This is a genomic window from Mesorhizobium sp. M0293 (assembly GCF_040321735.1).
GTDB lineage: Bacteria > Pseudomonadota > Alphaproteobacteria > Rhizobiales > Rhizobiaceae > Mesorhizobium.
In genome coordinates, this window is sequence record NZ_JAMYSA010000002.1 from 47,045 (window position 1) to 68,390 (window position 21,346).

The window sequence follows — 21,346 nt, forward strand, 5'->3', positions numbered from 1 at the left end:
TAATCAGGCCCGTTTGGCGACGATGAAAATGCGCGGAAAGCGCAAAAGCACCTTGCCGCTCGCCGTCTTCGGATAGGCCTTGGCGATCTTGGCCGTGTAGCTGTCGAGGAACATCGTCCGCTCGTCGGCGTCCAGCGGATCGAGGAACGGTTTCAGTCCTGTCGATTTCACCCATTCGACGATCGCCTGAGCATCGGCAAGCGGGTGGTTGTAGATGGTGTGCCAGATGTCCAGCCGATCGCTGAGCGGCGACAGGAGGTCATAATAGGACGACACCGGCGGCAACGGCGCGCGCGCCGCGCCCTTCATCTTTTCGGCAAACGGCATTTCGGCGGCGGTCTCCCGCATCAGGCGGTGGGAGTCTTCGCCCATATTGTCGGGCATCTGAACGGCGAGCGCGCCGCCTGGGGCCAGGAAACCCATCAGCCGCTGGAACACTGTGGGATGCTCGGGCAGCCACTGGAACACCGCATTGGCGAAGATCACGTCGACCGGCTCACCCGGCTGCCACTTCGATGCATCGGCCAGGTCAAAGGCGACGTCGGGCAGGCGTGCCCTCGCCTTCTCGATCATATCGGCTGAGGTGTCGAAGCCGCTCACCTCAGCATTCGGCCAGCGCCCGACCAGCAGTTCGGTCGAGTTGCCCGGCCCGCAGCCGATGTCGACGACCCGGCGCGGGAAGTCCACCGGCACCTGCGCCACCAGATCCCGAGCGGGTCGCGTGCGCTCGTCCTCGAATTTCAAATATTGGGCGGCGGACCAATCAGCCATGTGAACTCCTCATGTCTTCTTGAGAATTCGCCGCCCGGAAAACCCCTCTACCGCGTCAGCCTCTTGTAGGTCATCCGGTGCGGATTGACGGCATCGGGGCCGAGGCGGCGGATCTTGTCCTGCTCGTAATCCTCGAAATTGCCCTCGAACCATTCGACATGGCTGTCGCCCTCGAAGGCCAGGATGTGCGTCGCCAAGCGATCGAGGAACATGCGATCGTGCGAGATGATGACGGCGCAGCCGCCGAAATTTTCCAGCGCGTCTTCAAGCGCCGCCAACGTTTCCGTATCGAGATCGTTGGTCGGTTCGTCGAGCAGCAGCACGTTGCCGCCAGTCTTCAGCATCTTGGCCAGATGCACGCGGTTGCGCTGGCCGCCGGAGAGATTGCCGACCTTCTGCTGCTGGTCGCCGCCGCGGAAATTGAACGAGGCGCAATAAGCACGTGTGTTGGCCTCGAACTTGCCGAGCTTGACCACTTCGGCGCCACCGGAAATCTCTTCCCACACCGTCTTCGATGGATCGAGCGCATCACGGCTCTGGTCGACATAGCCGAGCTTCACCGTTTCGCCGACGCGCACGGAGCCCGCATCCGGCTTTTCCTGACCGGTGATCATGCGAAACAGCGTCGTCTTGCCGGCGCCGTTCGGGCCGATGACGCCGACGATGCCGCCGGGCGGCAGCTTGAATTCCAGGCCGTCGATTAGCAGCGTGTCGCCAAAGCCCTTCGACAGGCCTTCCGCCTCGATCACCACATTGCCGAGCCGCTCGCCATGCGGAATGACGATCTGCGTATCGCTCGGACGCCGCTTGTCGGCTGCATCCAGAAGATCCTGGAACGCCTGGATGCGCGCCTTGGATTTGGTCTGGCGGGCCTTGGGACTCGACTGGATCCACTCGCGCTCGCGGCCGATGGCGCGCTGGCGGGCGTCGTCCTCGCGGCCTTCCTGCTTGAGGCGCTTGGCTTTGGCTTCGAGATATTTGGTGTAGTTGCCCTCATAGGGAATGCCACGGCCACGGTCGAGTTCGAGGATCCAGCCGGTGACATTGTCGAGGAAGTAGCGATCGTGAGTGATGATCATCACGGCGCCCGGATAGGCCCGCAGATGCTTTTCCAGCCACGCCGTGGTTTCGGCGTCGAGATGGTTGGTCGGTTCGTCGAGCAGCAAAAGGTCGGGCTGGCGCAGCAAGAGCTGGCAAAGTGCTACGCGGCGGCGCTCGCCACCCGAAAGCTTGGTGACTTCCGAATCCTTGGGCGGGCAGCCCAGCGCTTCCATTGCCATCTCGACCTGCTGTTCGAGATCCCACAGGTTGAGCCGGTCCATCTCGTCCTGGAGCTTGGCCGACTCGTCGGCCGTCTCGTCGGAATAGTTCATCATCAATTCGTTGTAGCGCTCGATGATGGCGGTCTTGGCGGCTACGCCTTCCATGATGTTTTCGAACACGGTCTTGTCCGGATCGAGCGCCGGCTCCTGCGCCAGGTAGCCGACGGTGGCGCCTTCAGCCAGCCAGGCTTCGCCGTTCCACTCCTTGTCGAGCCCGGCCATGATCTTGAGGATCGTCGACTTGCCCGACCCGTTGGGGCCGAGAATGCCGATCTTGGCGTCGGGATAGAAGGAGAGATGGACATTCTCGAGCACCTTCTTGGTGCCATAGGCCTTGTTGAGGCCGGCCATGTGATAGATGAACTGGCGTGCCACGCGCGCTTTCCCTGAAAAAACTGACTGGCCCAGAAAACTGACTGGATTTGTCGAATTGGGTGGAGGTTGGCCGCTATGTAGGCGATGCGGCGGCGAACGGCAATCGCTTTTGCCATATCTGGCCGGTCACACGCGGAAGTGTCCGCCGAACCGGAACGTTTTCCGTCGGTCCTGCGCTCTTGAGACCTATCTCGCCAGCGTCTTTTACGTCGCCTTGCCGTTCGGCATGGTCTCGCCGGGCTCGACCCGCCCCGTCCTTACTGGAACCCGATCGCATCGACGGTGCCTGTCGGGCAGCCGGCCTTGTTGGTCGGCACAGACGCCAGCAACAGGTCCTTGAGCGAGCTGTTGGGTTCGATCGGGCCGGCGAGACCGAGCGTCAGTTCGCCGATCAGCCGCCTGCCGCTCGACGGATCGATGACGCAGGAAACGCGCACCCGGTCCCCTGCTCCCGCCCCGAAGGCAGTATCGAAAGCGCCACGGATCTGGTCCGCCGTCAGCTTGCCGCCGATGTTCTTGGCAAAGAGATCGCGCACCGGCGAGCTGTTCACCGCGCGCATCAGGTTGAGCGCATCGGAAAAGTAGTCCTGCTGGCTCTTGCCGTAGCAGGTGCCGTGCTTGATCCATTCATGCCGTTCGAGCTTCGAAGCTGTCCCCGGCATCACCTGATCGAGTTCCGTGCGGGTGCTGGCGTCCAAATTGACCGGCGGCAGGTCCTTCCAGTGAGCCGGATTGTCGTTGGCCTTGTCGCTCGCTGTCGCCTGGCAATAGAAATTGCCGTTCGGCTGCGGCCACAGCCCGTGCAAGGTGAAATGCGTCGCGTCGAAATCACCGGAACTCTGCGCTTTGCATTCGGTCTTGCTCGACTTGGTCTCGCAGAAGGCCGGCTGCCAGCTCAGCGCGAAGACGTATTCGGGTTTTCCCGACGCCGCCGGCTTGGCTTGCCCGCCAGGTGCTGCCGGCACAGTCGCGGCGCTGCTGCCGGAGATATGGCCGCAGCTGACCTTCACCCAACGGCGCTCCGGATCGGCGCCCGGCACCAGGATGAGGTAATGCGTCGGCGCATCCTTGTTACCGGCCAGCAGCTGGTAGCTCTGCCCGGCGTCGGTCGAGACATTGCCGGGGTTCTTGCCGTTCTTGATGGCTTGCGTCGCCGGACAGGCGGCGTCGGCAACGAAGCTGCCGCTCATCTTGACGTCGGCACGCGCCGCACCAGCTAGCGACGCCGCCAATACGGCCAATCCGAAAACGACACCAATGCGCATGGAAAATCCCCGGCTGAAGAAGTGGACGACAGACTGAAGCTGTCTCCATGTCAGAATTGCGATATTTTACTGGCCAAACGCAAGAAACATCATCGCGGAAAAGCAGGCACGGCGGATTGACGCAAAACCGGCACCGGCGCAAACAAAGCCAACAACAATAGAGCAAAGGCGGAGACCAGGCGGCATGTCATTCAGCCAGCAGCGCGTGGTTGCCTCGCCGACCGGTGCCGATCTCAATCTTTACGTCAAGCAGGCCGATGGCCGGGCACGTGCCGTCGTCCAGATCAATCACGGCCTGGCCGAGCACGCCGCGCGCTATGCCCGCTTCGCCGATTTTCTCTCTGCGCGCGGCTTCCACGTCTATGTCCATGATCATCGCGGCCACGGTGCGACCAAGGCCCCCGACGCGCCGCTCGGCAGGTTCGCCGGCAAGGACGGTCCGGCCAAGGCGATCGCCGACGTCGATGCCATTCACGATGTCATCGCCAGCGAATGCCCGAACCGGCCGGTCATCCTGTTTGGTCATTCGATGGGTGCGTCCATGGCGCTGAACTACCTGCTGCGCCATTCGCCGCGAGTTCATGCCGCCGCGATCTGGAACGGCAATTTCTCAGCTGGCCTGCTCGGCCAGGTAGCGCTCGGCATTCTTGCCTGGGAGCGGATGCGGCTCGGCTCCGACGTGCCGTCGCGGCTGCTGCCGAAACTCACCTTCCAGGCCTGGGGCAAGGCGGTGCCCAATCACCGCACATTGTTCGACTGGCTGTCGCGCGACGAGGCTGAGGTGGCAAAATACATCGCCGACCCGCTGTGCGGTTGGGATGCCTCGGTGTCGATGTGGCGCGACGTCGTCGGCATGGCGCTCAACGGTGGCAAGGATGCCGGTTTTGCCGGCATCCGGCGCGACCTCCCCGTCAGCATCGTTGGCGGCGAAAAGGATCCCGCTTCCGACTACGGCAAAGGGATTACCCAACTCGCGAAACGCATGCGTTCGATGGGCTTTTCGAATCTCGTTTCAAAGGTTTACGCCGACACCCGCCACGAAAGCCTGAACGAGGTGAATCGCGACATCATCATGGACGATTTCGCCGCCTGGGCCGATGGTATCCTGAAAGCGTGACGGATTGGCCCATCGCAAGAGCCGTGACAGCCGTTGCAGGGCTTGATAGAGGCTCTGCTTTCGCAGCAATCAAGGTGATTGCAGCAACCATGGTGATCTATGGCTGAGCCCCCGCTGAAAGGCGTCTGCGTCGTCGAGCTCGCGCGCATCCTTGCCGGGCCATGGGCCGGGCAATTGCTTGCCGATCTCGGCGCCGATGTCATCAAGGTCGAGAGCCCCGATGGCGGCGACGACACCCGCAAATGGGGTCCCCCCTTCGTCATGGGCAAGGACGGCGAGAACCTGTCGGCCGCCTATTACCATTCCTGCAATCGCGGCAAGCGCTCCATCGCCATCGATTTCTCGACACCCGAAGGCGCCGAGACCGTGCGCCGGCTGGTCGCGACGTCGGATGTGCTGATCGAGAACTTCAAGCTCGGCGGCCTGAAGAAGTACGGGCTCGACTATGACAGCCTGCGCAAGATCAACCCCCGCCTCGTCTATTGCTCGATCACCGGCTTCGGTCAGGATGGCCCGTATGCACCCCGCGCCGGCTACGACTTCATCATCCAGGCCATGGCCGGCATGATGTCGATCACCGGCGAGGTAGGCCGTGAGCCGCAAAAGGCCGGCGTTGCCATCTCGGACATCTTCACCGGCCTCTATTCGGTCATCGCCATCCAGGCCGCACTGCGCCATGCCGAACGAACTGGCGAAGGCCAGCACATCGACATGGCGCTGTTCGACACCCAGATCTCGGCACTCGGCAACCAGAACCTCAACTATCTCGTCTCCGGCAAATCGCCGGTGCAGATGGGCAATGCGCATATGAACATCGCCCCTTACGAAGTGGTGCCAGTCCGAGATGGCCACATCATCCTGGCGGTCGGCAATGACGGCCAGTTCGCGAAATTCTGCGCTGCCGTCGGACTGGACGATTTGCCTGTCGATCCAGACTTTGCGACCAATCCGGCCCGGGTCGCCAACCGGGTAAAGCTGCGCGAGCACATGATCGAGGCGCTGAAGATTTTTGACCGCGATCCGCTGCTGGCAAAGCTGGAAGCGGCAGGCGTGCCGGCGAGCCCGATCAATACGATCGGCCAGATGTTCGCCGACCCGCAGACGATCGCGCGCGGCATGCGGCTCGACCTCGACGACGGCCATGGCAATCTTCTGCCTTCGGTGCGTGCGCCGATGGTGATGTCAGGCACGCCGCTCGTCTATGAGCGCCCCTCGCCGCGCCTGGGCGAACACACGCAAGAAATCCTTGCCGAATTGGAGAAGTCTGGACAATGAAGACCGGCGGACAACTGATCGTCGACGCGCTCGAAGCCAACGGCACCGACCGCATCTATTGCGTGCCCGGTGAATCCTATCTGGCGGTGCTCGACGCGCTGCACGATTCAGCGATCCGCACCATCGTCTGCCGCCAGGAAGGCGGTGCCGCCATGATGGCCGATTGCCACGGCCGCCTGACCGGCAAGCCCGGCATCTGCTTCGTCACCCGCGGCCCCGGCGCCACCAACGCCTCGGCCGGCATCCACATCGCCATGCAGGATTCGGTTCCCGTCATCCTGTTCATCGGCCAGGTCGCCAGCCACGCCAAGGAACGCGAGGCTTTTCAGGAAGTGGACTACAAGAGGTTCTTCGGTGACATCGCCAAATGGGTGGTCGAGATCGACGATGCCTCGCGCATCCCGGAATTCGTCACCCGCGCCTTCGCGGTGGCAACATCGGGCCGTCCCGGCCCAGTCGTCATCTCGCTGCCGGAAGACATGCTGACCAGTGTCGTCGAAGCGCCCGTCGCCTTGCCGCACACACCGGTCGAAACCCGGCCGGGCGAAGCCGAGCTCGATGCGCTGGAAAAGCTGCTGGCCAAGGCCAAGCGGCCGTTCGTCATTCTTGGCGGCACGCGTTGGGATGCCGAGGCGGTGGCGCGGATGCGCACGATCGCCGAGGCGTGGTCGCTGCCGGTCGGCTGCTCCTTCCGCCGCCAGATGCTGTTCGACCATCTGCATCCGAACTATGCCGGCGATGTCGGCATCGGCATCAATCCAAAGCTGGCGACAGCGATCAAGCAAGCCGATCTCGTGCTGCTCATCGGCGGCCGCATGGGCGAAATGCCGTCATCCGACTACACGCTGCTGAAAAGCCCCTACCCCGATCAGGCGCTGGTCCATGTCCATGCCGACGCCGGCGAACTCGGCCGCGTCTACCGGCCGACACTGGCGATCAACGCCTCGCCTGCCGCCTTCGTCGAAGCCTTCGCCAACCGCAAGCCGGCTTCCGCACCCTTCTGGGCAGCCGAGACGCCAACGCTGCCTGCCGCCTATCTCGACTGGTCGACGCCGCCGGAAAGCGGCCCCGGCCCGGTCCAGATGGGGCCGATCATGAACTACCTGGAAAAGATGCTGCCCGACGACGCCATCCTGACCAACGGTGCCGGCAATTACGCCACCTGGGTGCATCGCTTCCACCGCTTCCGCCGCTTCGCCACTCAAGGCGCACCGACCTCAGGCTCGATGGGCTATGGCACCCCTGCGGCTGTCGCCGCCAAGGAACTGTTTCCGGACCGCACCGTGGTTGCCTTTGCCGGCGACGGCTGCTTCCTGATGAACGGGCAGGAATTCGCCACCGCCGTGCAATATAACCTGCCGATCGTCGTCGTCGTCGTCAACAACGGCATCTACGGCACCATCCGCATGCATCAAGAGCGGGAATATCCCGGCCGCGTGGTGGCCACGGATCTCAGGAATCCCGACTTCGCGGCCCTTGCCCGTGCCTATGGCGGTCATGGCGAAACGGTCGAGAAGACCACCGATTTCGCCCCGGCCTTCGAGCGTGCCCGCGCCAGCGGCAAGCCGGCGATCGTCGAAATCAGGCTCGACCCGGAGGCGATCACGCCGACGCGGACGATGAGCCAGATCCGCGACAAGGCGTGACAAAAAAGGGGCGGTCGCCCGCCCCTCTTTCGGAACAGCCTGTACCTACTTCGCCTTTTCGATCTGGCCGCGGATCTCACCGTCCTGGTTGGCTGATGTATGGATGTTGACGTAATACTTGCCTGCCTCCAGGTCAGCCGCCTGGGCATCCGTCAGCGTTTCAGATCCCCTGATCGGGCTCTTGAGCTTTTTGAATGGGATGACCGGGTCGGCGTTTGCACCCATCGCCGCCGGGCCGTGAATGTGCGCGCCCGTTGCTGGTCCGCTGAGGCCTGAATATTTGACGTTCCAGCTGAGCTTCTTCTTGGCCGTGTCGAACGTGAGAGTGGCCGTGCCCTTGCCCTTCGTGGTGACTGGCGGGTTTTGCTGGCCGCCGTCGAGCGTCGCCTTGAACTTTTCCGTGGCGGCCAGAGCCGGCGATGCGAACAGGAACGCGGTCGAAATGGCCAGCGCCGAAAGCGCCGGGAAGAAGGATAGGTTGCGCATGAAGCACCTCCGATTGGGATGTCGCATCCGTCGCGCCTCCCGGCGCGCGCATGCGGAAATGCAACGGCTGAGCACCGAAATGTATCCCACCACACGCTTTTGTGATGGCTGATCAAAGCATTCGATCGCTCGCCCTTCCCAGATTCGAAGGAAGGTGATCCGTCAGACCGCAGCCAGCGCCTGCGTCAGATCGGCGATCAGATCGTCCGGGTGCTCGACGCCGATCGACAGCCTGACCGTGGTCTCCAGCACGCCGATGCGCTGGCGCACGTTGAAGGGAATGCCCGAATGGGTCATGGCCGCCGGGTGACTGGCCAAGGATTCCGTTCCGCCGAGGCTTACCGCCAGCTTGAAGATCTGCAGCCCGTTGAGAAACGCGAAAGCAGCCTTCTCCCCGCCCTTGATGTCGAAAGAGAAGGTCGAGCCGGCGCCGCTGCATTGCGCCTTGTAGGTACGCCCCGCCGGCGTATCCTCGCCCACGAACGGCAGATAATGCACCTTCTCGACCTTGGCGTGGTCGCGCAGGAATTCGGCGACCAGGCGCGCATTGTCGTTGGCCCGCTCCATGCGGATGGACAGCGTCTCCAGCGAGCGGCCGAGCATCCAGCAGGAATGCGGGTCGAGCTGCGTGCCGATCGCGCCGCGCAGCGCCTTGATCGGCTTCGTCACCGCCTTGCTGCCCATGGCGGCGCCCGCGATGAGGTCGGAATGGCCGCCGACATATTTGGTCAGCGAATAGACGGAGACATCGGCGCCGTGTTCGATCGGCCGCTGGAACACCGGGCCGAGCAGCGTGTTGTCGCAGATGACGATCGGCGTCGACCCTTGGCTCGCGCCGATCTCGTCGGCGATCGTCCGCATCAGCGCGATATCGACCAGGCTGTTGGTCGGATTTGACGGCGTCTCGATCAGGATGACCGACACTCGGCCCTTCGCGGCTGCAGCTTCGGCGGCGGCACGCACAGCCGTCTCGTCGACGCCGTCCGCGAAGCCGACAGCGCCGATGCCGAAACCGGAAAGCGTGCGCGTCAAAAGCGTCTCGGTGCCGCCATAGAGCGGCTGCGAATGCAGGATGACATCGCCCGGACGGGCATAGGCCAGCAGCGTCGTCGCGATCGCCGACATGCCTGACGAAAACAGGATGCAGGCATCCGTTCCCTCATAGACCGCCAGCCGGTCCTCGACGATCTCGCTGTTGGGATGGTTGAAGCGCGAATAGACCAGGCCCGACGCCGTGCCGCTCGGCGGCTCCTTGCGGCCGGACGTGTAGTCGAAGAAGTCTCGTCCCTCTTCCGCCGACTTGAAGACGAAGGTCGAGGTCAGGAACACCGGCGGCTTGACCGCGCCCTCCGAAAGCTGCGGATCGAAGCCATAGCTCAGCATCAGCGTTTCCGGATGGAGCTTGTGGTTGCCGATATGGGTTTTCGACGGGCGTGGCGCGGTCATGATTTTTCCTGCCTTTTTCGAGGGGTGTCGCGGCAATTTATGCGATCCCGATCCGCCAGTCCTTGCTCTTCTGCGGCTCGCATGGGCGCATGCCGCAACAAATTGCCTGGAGAGACCGAAAGTGCAGCAGAAGATAGCTGATGATTTCGACCGCAAGATCCTGCGCGAGCTGCAGGCCGACGCCCGCATCACCAACAACGAGCTTGCCGAACGGATTGGCCTGTCGCCCTCGCCCTGCCTGCGGCGGGTGCGGCGGCTGGAGGAAACCGGCGTCATCAGGGGCTACACCACGCTGGTCGATCCCTCAGCCTTCGGCTGGAGCATGGTCGCCATCGCCACAATCCGGCTCAGCCGCCAGAACGAGGACGAGATCGTCATGTTCGAGGACGCAATCCGCGGCTGGGAAGAGGTGCTGGAATGCCACCTCGTCACCGGTTCGCGCGACTATGTGCTGAAGGTGGTGACCGGAAGCCTCGAGCAGTACGAGCGCTTCATCAAGGAAAAGATCGCGCGACTGAAATGCGTCGCCTCGATCGAGACCAGCTTCGTCATGAACACCATAAAGGAACGGCGCCTCTAGCAAGAGGCGCCGTTCCTAGATCGATATGTTGCCGGATAGACTTACTTGACCGCCTTGTCGGTGATGGCGGTGGTGTAGGCGCCGGTCGGCTCCTTGGTGATGATCTTCTGGTCGAGCAGCGCCTTAGCGGTGCGCTCGTAGGTCGCCGGATCGAGCTTGCCGTCGGCATTGTCGATCAGCTTGGCGACTTCGCTCATCATCCGCTTCTGGTGGTTTTCGTCCTGGCCGCCGCCGTCCATGACGATGCCTGCTGCTTCGTCATTGTTGTCGATGGCGTATTTCCAGCCCTTCATCGAAGCGCGCACGAAACGCACCATCTTGTCCTCGAAGGCCGGATCCTTGAGCTTGTCTTCGGACGCATAAAGCCCGTCTTCGAGCAGGTCGTTGCCCATCGCAGAGTAGTTGAATACGGTCAGCTGTTCCGGCTTGTAGCCGGCGTCGATCAGCTGCCAGTACTCGTTGTAAGTCATGACCGAGATGCAATCCGCCTGCTTCTGGATCAGCGGCTGCACGTCGAAGCTCTGCTTCAGGACGGTGACACCGTCCGGACCGCCATCGGTCTTGAGGCCAAGCTTGTTCATCCAGGCGTAGAACGGATATTCGTTGCCGAAGAACCAGACGCCGAGCGTGTGGCCCTTGAAGTCGGCTTCGGTCTTGATCGGGCCGTCCTTGGGGCAGACCAGCTCCATGCCGGCCTTCTTGAACGGCTGGGCGATGTTGACCAGCGGCACGCCCTTCTCGCGGGCGGCCAGCGCACCGCCCATCCAGTCGACGATGACGTCGGCGCCGCCACCGGCGATCACCTGCTCGGGGGCAATATCCGGACCGCCCGGCTTGATGTCGACGTCGAGGCCTTCGGCCTCATAGAAGCCCTTGGCCTTGGCAACATAGTAGCCGGCAAACTGGGCCTGCGTGACCCATTTCAGCTGCAACGTCACCTTGTCGGCGGCCATTGCCTGGAAAGCGGCAAGCGACATCGCGCCGGCCAGAACGGGAATAATCAGTCTTTTCATTTTATTACCCTCTGAAGTTAGTGCCCTAAACCCACCGCCCCTATCCACCACGGACAGAGGGATGCCAAAACGTGACGGCTCTTTCGACAAGAGCGACCACGCCATAAAAGACCGAACCCGCAAGTGCTGCAACTGCGATTTCGGCCCAGACCATGTCGATGTTCATCCGCCCAACCTCGGTCGAGATGCGGAAGCCCATGCCGACGACAGGCGTGCCGAAGAACTCGGCGACGATGGCGCCGATCAGCGCCAGCGTCGAGTTGATCTTCAGCGCGTTGAAGATGAAGGGCGCGGCTGCCGGCAGCCTGAGCTTCAGCAGCGTCTGCCAGTAGCCCGACGCATAGGTGCGCATCAGGTCGCGTTCCATGTGGCCCGAGGCGGCAAGCCCGGCAACCGTGTTCACCAGCATTGGGAAGAAGGTCATGATGATGACCACCGCTGCCTTGGACTGCCAGTCGAAGCCGAACCACATGACCATGATCGGTGCGACGCCAATGATCGGCAGCGCCGAGACCATATTGCCGATCGGCAGCAGTCCGCGCCGCAGGAACGGCACACGGTCGGCGAGCACCGCGGCGATGAAGCCGGCGCCACTGCCCACGACATAGCCGAAGACAACCGCCTTGAAGATGGTCTGTCGGACATCGGCGCCGAGCACAGGCAGCGAACCGGCGATGCGCACGCCGATGGCGCTAGGCGGCGGCAACAGGATGAAGGGGATGCCCGCGCCTCGCGTCACCGCTTCCCAGATGATCAGGATCCAGGCGCCGAAAATGGCCGGGATGATCAGGCGCAAGCCCGTCCATGCCCAACTGGCGAAAGGACGCAATGACGACAGCACCGCCACGCAGCGCCAGCCAAGCAGCCATGCGGCCGCGAGCAGCAGGAAATACGGCGCCAGTGCGGTGCCCTCAAAACCTGTAATGCCTGAGATCAGCAGCCAGGCCACGAGATGGGCGCCTATGAACAGCGCCACCGCTTCCGCAAGGGGCGGAATCCTGATCATGGAGATCAGCGCCGCCAGCATGGCCAGGCCGAACATCAAGCTTTTGGTTCCGAGATAGGGATAGTTGATGCTGACCGTTGGGTCCGCAAGCGCAGCCGCCTCCGGCTTCGACATCGCACCAAGCGCGACCGCGATCAGGCACAGCACAATGGCCAGCACCGCTTGCCAGGAAGGTTTCAGCCAGTTCATGCCGGCCTCCCGCCCATGGCGCGATCGACGATGCGCCCGGCAATGCCGACCACCATGACCAGAAGCGCGGCCACCACCGAGCCGGCGACCAGCGCCGACCAGATGTCGATGGACTGGCTGTAGTAAGCGCCGGCCAACAGCTTGGCGCCGATGCCGGCGACAGCGCCGGTCGGCAGTTCGCCGACGATGGCGCCGACCAGGCTTGCCGCCACCGCCACCTTCATCGAGGTGAACAGGAACGGCACCGAGGCCGGCACGCGCAATTTCCAGAAGGTCTGCGCGGCGCTGGCATTGTAGGTGTGCATCAGGTCGAGATGCATGATCTCAGGCGAACGCAGCCCTTTCACCATGCCCACGGTCACCGGGAAGAACGACAGATAGGTCGAGATCATCGCCTTCGGGACCAGGCCGGTGATGCCGACCGCCGCCAGCACGACGATGATCATCGGCGCCACCGCCAGGATGGGAATCGTCTGCGAGGCAATGATCCACGGCATCAGACTGCGATCGAGCGTCGCCACATGCACGATACCGACAGCAATGATGATGCCGAGCGCCGTGCCGAAGGCAAAGCCAAGCAGCGTCGACGACAGTGTCACCCAGGCATTGTAGACGAGGCTGCGGTTCGAGGTGATGGGCCGCAGAAAGGTGTTTTCGAAGAAGTTCACCGCCACCTGATGCGGCGCCGGCAGCGTCGGCTTCGGCTGCGACAGCGTCTTGCCGATGAACTCGCTCAAGGCAGGTGTTTCACCGGCGCGGCGATCGAGATCACGCTGGAACGGCGTGTTGAGGATGACGGCGAAGATATACCAGAGCATGACCACTCCAGCGAGGATCGAGGTCACGGGAATGAGCTTGTCGCGGAAGGTGTCCATCTAGCCGGCCTCGCCAGGTACGCGCCCTCCTCTCCCCGACGGGGAGAGGGTGGCCGGAGCGAAGCGGAGGTCGGGTGCCTTTCTCTTCGTCATCCTAGGGCGAAGCAAGGAGCAGAGCGACGCGGTGCAGATCTTAGGATCCATGCCGTTACCTACCCGCTCCGCAGCGGTGCGGAACATGGTTCCCTGTCCCGCGCCCTGCTTGGCGGCTATTCTCCGCCGCTTGCGCCCTTCGGCGGACGTCACAGCATGGATCCTAGGGTCTGCGCTCGCCGCTTCGCGCTTGCTTCGCCCTAGGATGACGAAGGCGAGGTTGGCCTCTCGCTTTTCGAAGCGCTCAATCATCATAGCTGTGCCCTGCCCGCAACCCGTCGCGGACGCGCGCTGCGATCGCCAGAAACTCCGGCGTCTCGCGGATGTCGAGCGGCCGCTCTTTCGGCAGCGTCGATTCGATGACATCGCTGACGCGGCCTGGGCGCGGCGACATGACCACGATGCGCGTCGACAGATAGACGGCTTCGGGAATGGAGTGGGTGACGAAGCAGATGGTCTTGTTGGTCCGTCCCCACAGCTCCAGCAATTGCTCGTTGAGGTGGTCGCGCACGATCTCATCCAGCGCGCCGAACGGCTCGTCCATCAGTAGAAGGTCGGCATCGAAGGCCAGCGCGCGAGCGATCGAGGCGCGCTGTTGCATGCCGCCCGAGAGCTGCCAGGGATATTTCTTCTCGAATCCCGAGAGGTTGACGAGATCGAGCGTGCGCTTGATGCGCTCCGCTTGTTCCGCCTTGGACAGGCCCATGATCTCCAAGGGCAGTCCGACATTGCGCTCGATGGTGCGCCACGCAAACAACGCGGCGGCCTGGAAGACGTAGCCATAAGCGCGTTTCTCGCGCGCCTGTTCTGCTGTCATGCCGTTGACCGAAATCGTCCCCGAGGTCGGCTTCTCCAGATCAGCGATAACGCGCAGCAGCGTGGTCTTGCCGCAGCCGGAAGGCCCGATGAAGGAGACGAATTCTCCCTTGCCGATGGTGAGATCGACATTGGACAGCGCCTGCACCGGCCCGTCATTGGTCTGGAAGGTCAGTCCGAGTTTGCTTGCCGCGACGACGGCTGGCGAAGTCCCTGTCATCGGCTGCCGCCCGCCTGTTCCCGTCCCTGCGGCTCCGGCCGGAATCCGATTGCTTTTATTGCGATGTTGTTTTCCACTCGCCCTGTCCCATTGGTCTTGTCCCACTCAATCGACGCCCGGAGTTTCCCGATGTCGCCCAAACCCACTTGTCATCTTATCCGCCCTGAAAGCACTTATGAAGGCAAGCAGGGATTGACCTATTTCGCCGGCATCGCCACAGAGACCGTCGGCTCTTCCGGCATCTGCATGCACGTCCTCACCATGCCGCCCGGCGCTCGTGCCAAGGCACATATGCACGAGAGCCATGAAACGGCGATCTATGTGCTCTCCGGCGAAGTCCATACCTGGTATGGCGACCGGCTCGAGCATCATATCGTCGTCAAGGCCGGCGATCTCTTCTACATTCCCGCCGGCGTGCCGCATCTGCCGGCCAATCTGAGCGGCGCCCCGTCTTCGGCCGTCATTGCCCGCACCGATCCCAACGAACAGGAAAGCGTCGTCCTGTTGCCGGAACTGGATGCGCTGGTCGCCTGAATCCGACTGCATCGATAGGAACTTGCGCGTCATCGGCACCGGGAAACTTCCCCGTACACAGTGCCATCCTCATCCGCGATTACCAGCTTCTTGGCGTTCTTGGGACTGCGCTTGATGGTGAACTGTATCGGCGACTGACCATCCCCGCCGTCTGCCTCGCACATTGACTTCACCACCATCGAACCGTCAGCCTGCGTCTTCTTGTCGGTAAAGGTGCAGGCGTTGGTCGCGGTGATGAATTCCGTAGCGTTCAGCAGCAGCATGTCTTCCGCATAGACTTTCTGGCCGTTCTTGTTGATGCAGCCGGACTTGTTGCCATAGGGCTTGGATAGATCGATGCCCGCCGCCGAGGCTTGGCCCGCAGCCAGCACGAGAACCATCGCGACAGATAGACCAAAACCACGCATGCTCACCCCCAAAACGTCACAAACATGATTGCAGCGGCCCCATTTCCTCAAGGCCGGGGATGGTGACAAAGAAACCATCCTCTCCCTTGTTGGTGACCACGACGGTTTCGACCGTCGTTCCTGCCTCGCCTTCGGCGGAGCAGGTCGAACTGAGCGATTGCGTGCCCAGCATCGGCGTCAGTTGCTGCGCGAACCGGCAGCCGCTGCCATAGGTCTCGATGCCTTCGGCGGTCAGAACGATATAGGCGTCGCTGTCCTGATAACCGGCCTTGACGCCGGCACAGCCGACATCATTGCCCCAGGAGCCGGCCAGCACGCCGCCTGCTGCTGCCGGACCAGCGACACTTGCCGCCAAGACCAACAAAATGAGCGCGGCCGAACGCGCCAAGCTCAAACCCCGGTCGCCGGAATACCGGTGCGTTCCACCTTGCGCGGCGCGGAAATCTCCTTCCACGTCGACAGCGCCCGGTTGATCGCCGCATTCGGCTCGCGGGCGACGAATTCGCCATGGCCGGGCTTGGCCTTGACCTCCGCCTCCTGGATCGACAGTTCGCCACGCGAGAACACGAAGCGCGGCAGGCCGGTCACCTCGAACCCTTCGAAGACGTTGTAGTCGATGACGGACTGCTGCTTCTTTGAGGAAATCTTCTTCTTTCGCTTCGGATCCCAGACGACGATGTCGGCATCCGCGCCTTCGACGATGGCGCCCTTTTTCGGATACATGTTGAGGATCTTGGCGATGTTGGTCGAGGTCACCGCGACGAACTCGTTCATCGTCAGGCGGCCAGTGTTGACGCCAGTCGTCCACAGCACCGGCATACGATCTTCCAGTCCGCCGGTGCCGTTCGGGATCTTGGTGAAATCGCCGACGCCGTTGCGCTTCTGCTTGGTGGTGAAGGCGCAATGGTCGGTCGCCACCACCTGCAGCGAGCCTGCCTGCAGTCCGGCCCACAGCGAGTCCTGGTGCAATTTGTTGCGGAAAGGCGGGCTCATCACCCGGCGCGCCGCATGGTCCCAGTCCTTGTCGAAATACTCGCTCTCGTCGAGCGTCAGGTGCTGGATCAGCGGCTCGCCGAACACCCGCATGCCCTTCTGCCGCGCGCGGCGGATCGCCTCATGGCTCTGCTCGCAGGAGACATGCACGACATAGAGCGGCACGCCGGCCATGTCGGCGATCATGATGGCGCGGTTGGTCGCCTCGCCTTCCACCTCCGGTGGACGCGAATAGGCGTGGCCCTCGGGCCCATTGTTGCCGGCGGCAAGCAGCTTCTGCGACAGGGCCGCAACCACGTCGCCATTTTCGGCATGCACCAGCGGCAGCGCGCCAAGGTCGGCACAGCGCTGGAACGACGCATACATCTCGTCGTCGTCGACCATCAGCGCGCCCTTGTAGGCCATGAAATGCTTGAACGAGGTGATGCCCTTGTCGACGACATCAGCCATCTCGTCGAACACCTGCTTGCCCCACCAGGTGATCGCCATGTGGAAGGAGTAGTCGCAGGACGCCTTGGAGGTCTTGTTGTCCCACATCTGCAAGGCTTCGAGCAGCGACTGCTTCGGCGCCGGCAGGCAGAAATCGACCACCATCGTCGTGCCGCCGGCAAGGGCTGCCCGCGTGCCGGATTCGAAGTCATCGGCCGAATAGGTGCCCATGAACGGCATTTCGAGATGGGTATGCGGGTCGATGCCGCCCGGCATGATGTAGCAGCCGGTGGCGTCGAACTCGTGGTCGCCATGCAGGTCCGAACCGATGGCGACGATCTTGCCGTGGCTGAACAGCACATCGGCCTTCCAGGTGCGGTCGGCGGTGACGATGGTGCCGTTCTTGATGACTTTGGTCATTTTCTGTTCCCTTGTTCTCTTCGCGCTTCTTTGCGAGCGGCGTTTGGAAGGTAGATTTCTGAGTTCACTCCACGATGACAGCCGTCTCCACCACCGCGTGGAACAAAACATCGGCGCCGGCCGAGGCCCACTCCTTGGAGATTTCCTCGGCCTCGTTATGGCTCAGCCCGTCGACGCAGGGGCACATCACCATGGCGGTCGGCGCAACGCGGTTGATCCAGCAGGCGTCATGGCCGGCGCCGGAAACGATGTTGCGGTGGGAATAGCCGAGGCGTTCGGCGGCATCGCGGATCGCCTTGACGCAACCGGCATCGAAGGTGACCGGATCGAAAGCGCCGACCTGTTCGATCTCGTAGCGGATGTCGAGCGCATCGCAGATCGTATCGATGCCCTCGCGGATGCGGCCGTCCATGGCATCCAGCACTTCCTTTTCCGGCGAGCGGATGTCGATGGTGAAGACGGTGCGCCCGGCAATGATGTTGCGCGAGTTGGGATAGACCTCCATGTGGCCGACCGCGCCGACGGCGTCGGGCTGGTAGTCCATGGCGATCTCGTGCACCAATTCGATCACCCGCGCCATGCCGAGCCCGGCATTGCGGCGCTTGGGCATCGGCGTCGAACCGGTATGCGCTTCCTTGCCGGTCAGCGTCACCTGCAGCCACTTCAAACCTTGCCCGTGGGTGACGACACCGATGTCGATGCCCTCGTCCTCGAGGATCGGTCCCTGCTCGATATGCAATTCGAAGAAGGCGTGGATCTTGCGGTCACCGACTTTCTCCGTGCCCTTCCAGCCGATGCGTTCGAGCTCCTCGCCGAATTTTTTCCCCTGCTTGTCGGTGTGCCCGTAGACATCGGCCTGGTCGAGCACGCCGGCGAAGACGCCCGACGCCATCATCGCCGGAGCGAAGCGCGCGCCTTCTTCATTCGTCCAGTTGGTGACGACGATCGGATGTTTGGTCTTGATGCCTAGATCATTGAGCGAGCGCACCACTTCAAGCCCGCCCAGCACGCCAAGCACGCCGTCATACTTGCCGCCGGTCGGCTGCGTATCGAGATGGCTGCCGACATAGACCGGCGGCAGGCTGGGGTCGGTGCCTTCGCGGCGGGCAAACATCGTGCCCATTTCGTCGACGCTCATTTCGAGCCCGGCCGCATCGCACCAGCGCTTGAATAGATGCCGGCCCTCGCCGTCCTCGTCGGTCACGGTCTGGCGATTGTTGCCGCCGGCAATGCCTGGGCCAATCTTCGCCATTTCCATGATGGAATCCCACAAACGGTCTGAATTAATTCGCAGATTCTCACCGGGTGCGGCCATGCTCTAAAACCTCATCGATTGCGATTCGCCGGCGTCCCCCTCCCCCTCGAGGGGAGGGTGGCCGCGAAGCGGTCGGGTGGGGTCGGCTGACATATGCTCAACCTTCCCCTTGACCACCTGCGCGACATGCCAAGCGCTGTTTATGACATCGGGCTCGTCAACACGGAAGACATCGAACCCGAGTGAGCGCAGATAGGCATCACGAACAGCATCGTGCCGCTTGCCGTTCTCGTGTTCGTGCAGATCACCGTCGACCTCAACGATTAGCTTCACCGCGAGGCAAGCGAAGTCGACGATGTAAGGCCCAATCGGGCACTGACGGCGAAACTTGATGCCGCTCGACTTCAGCTCCCGCAGTTCATACCACAGCAGGGATTCGCCCTTGGTCGCGTGAACTCGAAGCGCACGCGCCTTCTGGCGCATTTCGAAGCTCACGCGGGTACGGGGCATCACGAGCGACCTCGCAGCAAAAGATCAGGTCGGCGCACTGTCGCACCGACCCCACCCGACCGCTTCGCGGCCACCCTCCCCTCGAGGGGGAGGGATATCCGCGCCCAGTTCTTCAATCGATCGACCTCAGCACATCGCGCACATGGTCGATCAATTCATTGATCTGGCCCTTGGTGATGATCAGCGGCGGCGACAGCGCGATGATGTCGCCGGTGGTGCGGATCAGCGCGCCGCGCTCGAACGCCTTGACGAAGGCCGAGAAGGCACGCTTGGTCGGCTGGCCGGCGATCGGCGCCAGCTCGATCGCACCGATCAGGCCGATGTTCCTGATGTCGATGACGTTCGGCTCGCCCTTCAGCGAATGCAGTGCGTCTTCCCAGTACGGCGCCAACTCCTCGCCGCGAGTCAAAAGGCCCTCTTCCTTGTAGGTGTCGAGCGTGCCGAGTGCCGCGGCACAGGCAATCGGGTTGCCCGAATAGGTGTAGCCGTGGAAGAACTCGATCATGTGCTCGGGGCCGGTCATGAAGGCGTCGTGGATTTCTTTCTTCACGAACACCGCGCCCATCGGGACGACGCCGTTGGAGACGCCCTTGGCGGTGGTCATGATGTCGGGCGTGACGCCGAAATAGTCGGCGGCGAACGGCGTGCCGAGGCGGCCGAAACCGGTGATGACCTCGTCGAAGATCAACAGGATGCCGTGCTTGGTGCAGATCTCGCGCAGCTTCTCAAGATAGCCCTTCGGCGGCAGGATAACACCGGTGGAGCCGGCGACCGGCTCGACAATGACAGCGGCGATGGTCGAGGCGTCATGCAGGGCGACGATGCGCTCCAGCTCGTTAGCGAGTTCCGCGCCATGTTCCGGCACGCCCTTGGTGAAGGCGTTCTTTTCCGGCAGATGCGTGTGCGGCATGTGGTCGACGCCGCCGAGCAGCGTGCCGAACATCTTGCGGTTGGTGACGATGCCGCCGACAGAAATGCCGCCGAAATTGACGCCGTGATAGCCACGCTCGCGGCCGATCAGACGGGTGCGCGAACCCTCGCCTTTAACGCGGTGATAGGCGATCGCCATTTTCAGCGCTGTCTCGACCGATTCCGAACCGGAATTGGTGAAGAAGACATGATCCATGCCCTTGGGCGCGAGGTCGACCAGGCGGTTGGCCAGTTCGAACACGATCGGATGGCCCATCTGGAAGGCGGGCGCATAGTCGAGCTCGGCGGCCTGGTGCTGGATCGCTTCGGTGATCTTCGGCCGGCAATGGCCGGCATTGACGCACCACAGGCCAGCGGTGCCGTCGAGCACCTTGCGGCCGTCGCTGGTCGTGTAATGCATGTCCTTGGCGGACACCATCATGCGCGGCGCCTGCTTGAACTGCCGGTTTGCCGTGAACGGCATCCAGAATGCGCTGAGATCGTTCGGCGTGACTTTCAGCCGGTTGGACATGACCAAGACTTCCTGTAACCTGTTTCGGTGCGCCCAACGCTTGGTCTTTGCTGCGTTTTCATGCTACGCAAATTTTTGACCGATTGGACAAACGTTAGCACCGCCCTGTCGGCGGTCAAGGGATTACTAGCGGAAATGCGGCACCTGAAGTGCGTTCCACAGGCTAGGGAAAAACTGGTCCAGAGAATTGGTCCAGATGACCCTCAACACGAGGGCTTGCAACGGTGACCACCGGCACGGACGCCCCTCGCCGCACCCGCATCCAGCAGGAAAAGCGCGAACTCATCCTGGAGGCGGCGCTCGAAGTGTTCTCCACCAACGGTTTCCGTGGCTCGACCATCGACCAGATCGCCGAAGCCGCCGGCATGTCGAAGCCGAACCTGCTCTATTATTTCCGCCGCAAGGAAGACATCCACGAGACGCTGATGCAGCGCCTGCTCGACACCTGGCTGGCGCCGCTGCGCGAACTCGACGACATCGGCGATCCGCTGACCGAATTGCGCAGCTATATCAGACGCAAGCTGGAGATGGCGCGCGATTTCCCGCGCGAGAGCCGGCTGTTCGCCAACGAGATTCTGCAAGGCGCGCCGCGCATCATGCCGCTGCTGGCCGGCGAACTGAAGACGCTGGTCGACGAGAAGGCCGCCGTCATGAAGGGCTGGATGCGCGCCGGCAAGATCGCCCGCACCGACCCCTGGCACCTGATCTTTTCGATCTGGGCAACGACGCAGCATTATGCCGATTTCGACGTCCAGGTCCGCGCCGTGCTCGGCCCGAACCGCGACGGCGACGGCCGCTTCGAGGACGCGGCAAGATTTCTCGAGCAGTTGTTCTTGGATGGGCTGAAGCCGAAAGGCTGACG

General features: G+C 62.7%; 21 protein-coding genes. 6 read left to right on the forward strand and 15 right to left on the reverse strand.

Features of this window, described 5'->3' with window-relative positions; genetic code table 11:
• Positions 1 to 3: 3 nt before the first annotated feature.
• The 3 genes from tam to NKJ06_RS01305 all read right to left on the reverse strand — a co-directional run bounded on the left by tam (position 4) and on the right by NKJ06_RS01305 (position 3,733).
• Positions 4 to 771 carry a trans-aconitate 2-methyltransferase gene (gene tam, locus NKJ06_RS01295; RefSeq protein ID WP_352631609.1) on the reverse strand — a complete coding sequence of 256 codons (768 nt, stop codon included), beginning with the start codon at positions 769 to 771 and terminating at the stop codon, positions 4 to 6.
• A 47-nt stretch (positions 772 to 818) separates the two neighbouring features.
• Positions 819 to 2,468 (reverse strand): energy-dependent translational throttle protein EttA, encoded by a 1,650-nt coding sequence (gene ettA / locus NKJ06_RS01300; protein ID WP_013530923.1) that lies wholly within the window; start codon positions 2,466 to 2,468, stop codon positions 819 to 821.
• A 257-nt stretch (positions 2,469 to 2,725) separates the two neighbouring features.
• Complete coding sequence (locus NKJ06_RS01305) at positions 2,726 to 3,733, reverse strand: ribonuclease T2 family protein (protein WP_352631607.1); 1,008 nt, start codon at positions 3,731 to 3,733, stop codon at positions 2,726 to 2,728.
• Positions 3,734 to 3,917: 184 nt separating this feature from the next.
• Between NKJ06_RS01305 and NKJ06_RS01310 the strand changes: the two genes are divergently transcribed.
• The 3 genes from NKJ06_RS01310 (at position 3,918) to NKJ06_RS01320 (ending at position 7,771) form a co-directional block, all read left to right on the forward strand.
• Entirely contained in the window at positions 3,918 to 4,850 is a 933-nt protein-coding gene (locus NKJ06_RS01310) for an alpha/beta fold hydrolase (protein WP_352631605.1), read from the forward strand.
• 99 nt (positions 4,851 to 4,949) lie between these two features.
• Positions 4,950 to 6,125, forward strand: coding sequence for a CaiB/BaiF CoA transferase family protein (locus NKJ06_RS01315; RefSeq protein WP_352631604.1), 1,176 nt, complete (start codon positions 4,950 to 4,952; stop codon positions 6,123 to 6,125).
• A complete protein-coding gene (locus tag NKJ06_RS01320; RefSeq protein WP_352808656.1) occupies positions 6,122 to 7,771 on the forward strand; it encodes a thiamine pyrophosphate-binding protein in 1,650 nt (549 codons plus the stop codon). The genes NKJ06_RS01315 and NKJ06_RS01320 overlap by 4 nt, the downstream gene beginning before the upstream one ends.
• 45 nt (positions 7,772 to 7,816) lie before the next feature.
• Here NKJ06_RS01320 and NKJ06_RS01325 read toward each other — a convergent pair whose 3' ends face one another.
• Together NKJ06_RS01325 and NKJ06_RS01330 are read right to left on the reverse strand one after the other, a co-directional pair.
• Positions 7,817 to 8,257 (reverse strand): CHRD domain-containing protein, encoded by a 441-nt coding sequence (locus NKJ06_RS01325; RefSeq protein ID WP_352631600.1) that lies wholly within the window; start codon positions 8,255 to 8,257, stop codon positions 7,817 to 7,819.
• Positions 8,258 to 8,419: 162 nt separating this feature from the next.
• Positions 8,420 to 9,703, reverse strand: a complete 1,284-nt coding sequence (locus NKJ06_RS01330; RefSeq protein WP_352631599.1) for a cystathionine gamma-synthase family protein — start codon at positions 9,701 to 9,703, stop codon at positions 8,420 to 8,422.
• Between the two features lie 121 nt (positions 9,704 to 9,824).
• On the opposite strand from NKJ06_RS01330, the gene NKJ06_RS01335 reads away from it, so the two are divergent.
• A complete protein-coding gene (locus NKJ06_RS01335; RefSeq protein ID WP_352631597.1) occupies positions 9,825 to 10,283 on the forward strand; it encodes an Lrp/AsnC family transcriptional regulator in 459 nt (152 codons plus the stop codon).
• 41 nt (positions 10,284 to 10,324) lie between these two features.
• Here NKJ06_RS01335 and NKJ06_RS01340 read toward each other — a convergent pair whose 3' ends face one another.
• From NKJ06_RS01340 to NKJ06_RS01355, 4 genes are all read right to left on the reverse strand, one after another.
• The gene (locus NKJ06_RS01340) at positions 10,325 to 11,296 is read right to left on the reverse strand and encodes an ABC transporter substrate-binding protein (protein WP_013894623.1); all 972 of its coding nucleotides are present in this window, start codon (positions 11,294 to 11,296) and stop codon (positions 10,325 to 10,327) included.
• Positions 11,297 to 11,336: 40 nt separating this feature from the next.
• Positions 11,337 to 12,491: an ABC transporter permease gene (locus tag NKJ06_RS01345; RefSeq protein WP_352631594.1), complete on the reverse strand. Its 1,155-nt coding sequence runs from the start codon at positions 12,489 to 12,491 to the stop codon at positions 11,337 to 11,339.
• Positions 12,488 to 13,366 (reverse strand): ABC transporter permease, encoded by an 879-nt coding sequence (locus NKJ06_RS01350; RefSeq protein ID WP_352631592.1) that lies wholly within the window; start codon positions 13,364 to 13,366, stop codon positions 12,488 to 12,490. The genes NKJ06_RS01345 and NKJ06_RS01350 overlap by 4 nt, the downstream gene beginning before the upstream one ends.
• Positions 13,367 to 13,703: 337 nt before the next feature.
• Positions 13,704 to 14,495: an ABC transporter ATP-binding protein gene (locus NKJ06_RS01355; RefSeq protein ID WP_352631590.1), complete on the reverse strand. Its 792-nt coding sequence runs from the start codon at positions 14,493 to 14,495 to the stop codon at positions 13,704 to 13,706.
• 129 nt (positions 14,496 to 14,624) lie between these two features.
• On the opposite strand from NKJ06_RS01355, the gene NKJ06_RS01360 reads away from it, so the two are divergent.
• Positions 14,625 to 15,029 carry a cupin domain-containing protein gene (locus NKJ06_RS01360; RefSeq protein ID WP_352631588.1) on the forward strand — a complete coding sequence of 135 codons (405 nt, stop codon included), beginning with the start codon at positions 14,625 to 14,627 and terminating at the stop codon, positions 15,027 to 15,029.
• Positions 15,030 to 15,058: 29 nt separating this feature from the next.
• Here the strand turns inward: NKJ06_RS01360 and NKJ06_RS01365 are convergent, their stop codons facing one another.
• From NKJ06_RS01365 to aptA, 6 genes are all read right to left on the reverse strand, one after another.
• Positions 15,059 to 15,436, reverse strand: a complete 378-nt coding sequence (locus tag NKJ06_RS01365) for a hypothetical protein (protein ID WP_352631586.1) — start codon at positions 15,434 to 15,436, stop codon at positions 15,059 to 15,061.
• Between the two features lie 16 nt (positions 15,437 to 15,452).
• Positions 15,453 to 15,824 (reverse strand): hypothetical protein, encoded by a 372-nt coding sequence (locus NKJ06_RS01370; protein WP_352631584.1) that lies wholly within the window; start codon positions 15,822 to 15,824, stop codon positions 15,453 to 15,455.
• A gap of 2 nt (positions 15,825 to 15,826) precedes the next feature.
• Positions 15,827 to 17,278 carry a dihydropyrimidinase gene (hydA, locus tag NKJ06_RS01375; RefSeq protein ID WP_352631582.1) on the reverse strand — a complete coding sequence of 484 codons (1,452 nt, stop codon included), beginning with the start codon at positions 17,276 to 17,278 and terminating at the stop codon, positions 15,827 to 15,829.
• 64 nt (positions 17,279 to 17,342) lie between these two features.
• Positions 17,343 to 18,593: a Zn-dependent hydrolase gene (locus tag NKJ06_RS01380; protein WP_352631580.1), complete on the reverse strand. Its 1,251-nt coding sequence runs from the start codon at positions 18,591 to 18,593 to the stop codon at positions 17,343 to 17,345.
• A 3-nt stretch (positions 18,594 to 18,596) separates the two neighbouring features.
• Positions 18,597 to 19,016 (reverse strand): endonuclease domain-containing protein, encoded by a 420-nt coding sequence (locus NKJ06_RS01385; RefSeq protein WP_352631578.1) that lies wholly within the window; start codon positions 19,014 to 19,016, stop codon positions 18,597 to 18,599.
• Positions 19,017 to 19,155: 139 nt separating this feature from the next.
• Positions 19,156 to 20,484 (reverse strand): omega-aminotransferase AptA, encoded by a 1,329-nt coding sequence (gene aptA / locus NKJ06_RS01390; RefSeq protein ID WP_352631576.1) that lies wholly within the window; start codon positions 20,482 to 20,484, stop codon positions 19,156 to 19,158.
• A gap of 224 nt (positions 20,485 to 20,708) precedes the next feature.
• On the opposite strand from aptA, the gene NKJ06_RS01395 reads away from it, so the two are divergent.
• Positions 20,709 to 21,344: a TetR family transcriptional regulator C-terminal domain-containing protein gene (locus NKJ06_RS01395; protein WP_352631575.1), complete on the forward strand. Its 636-nt coding sequence runs from the start codon at positions 20,709 to 20,711 to the stop codon at positions 21,342 to 21,344.
• The last annotated feature ends 2 nt before the right edge of the window (positions 21,345 to 21,346 follow it).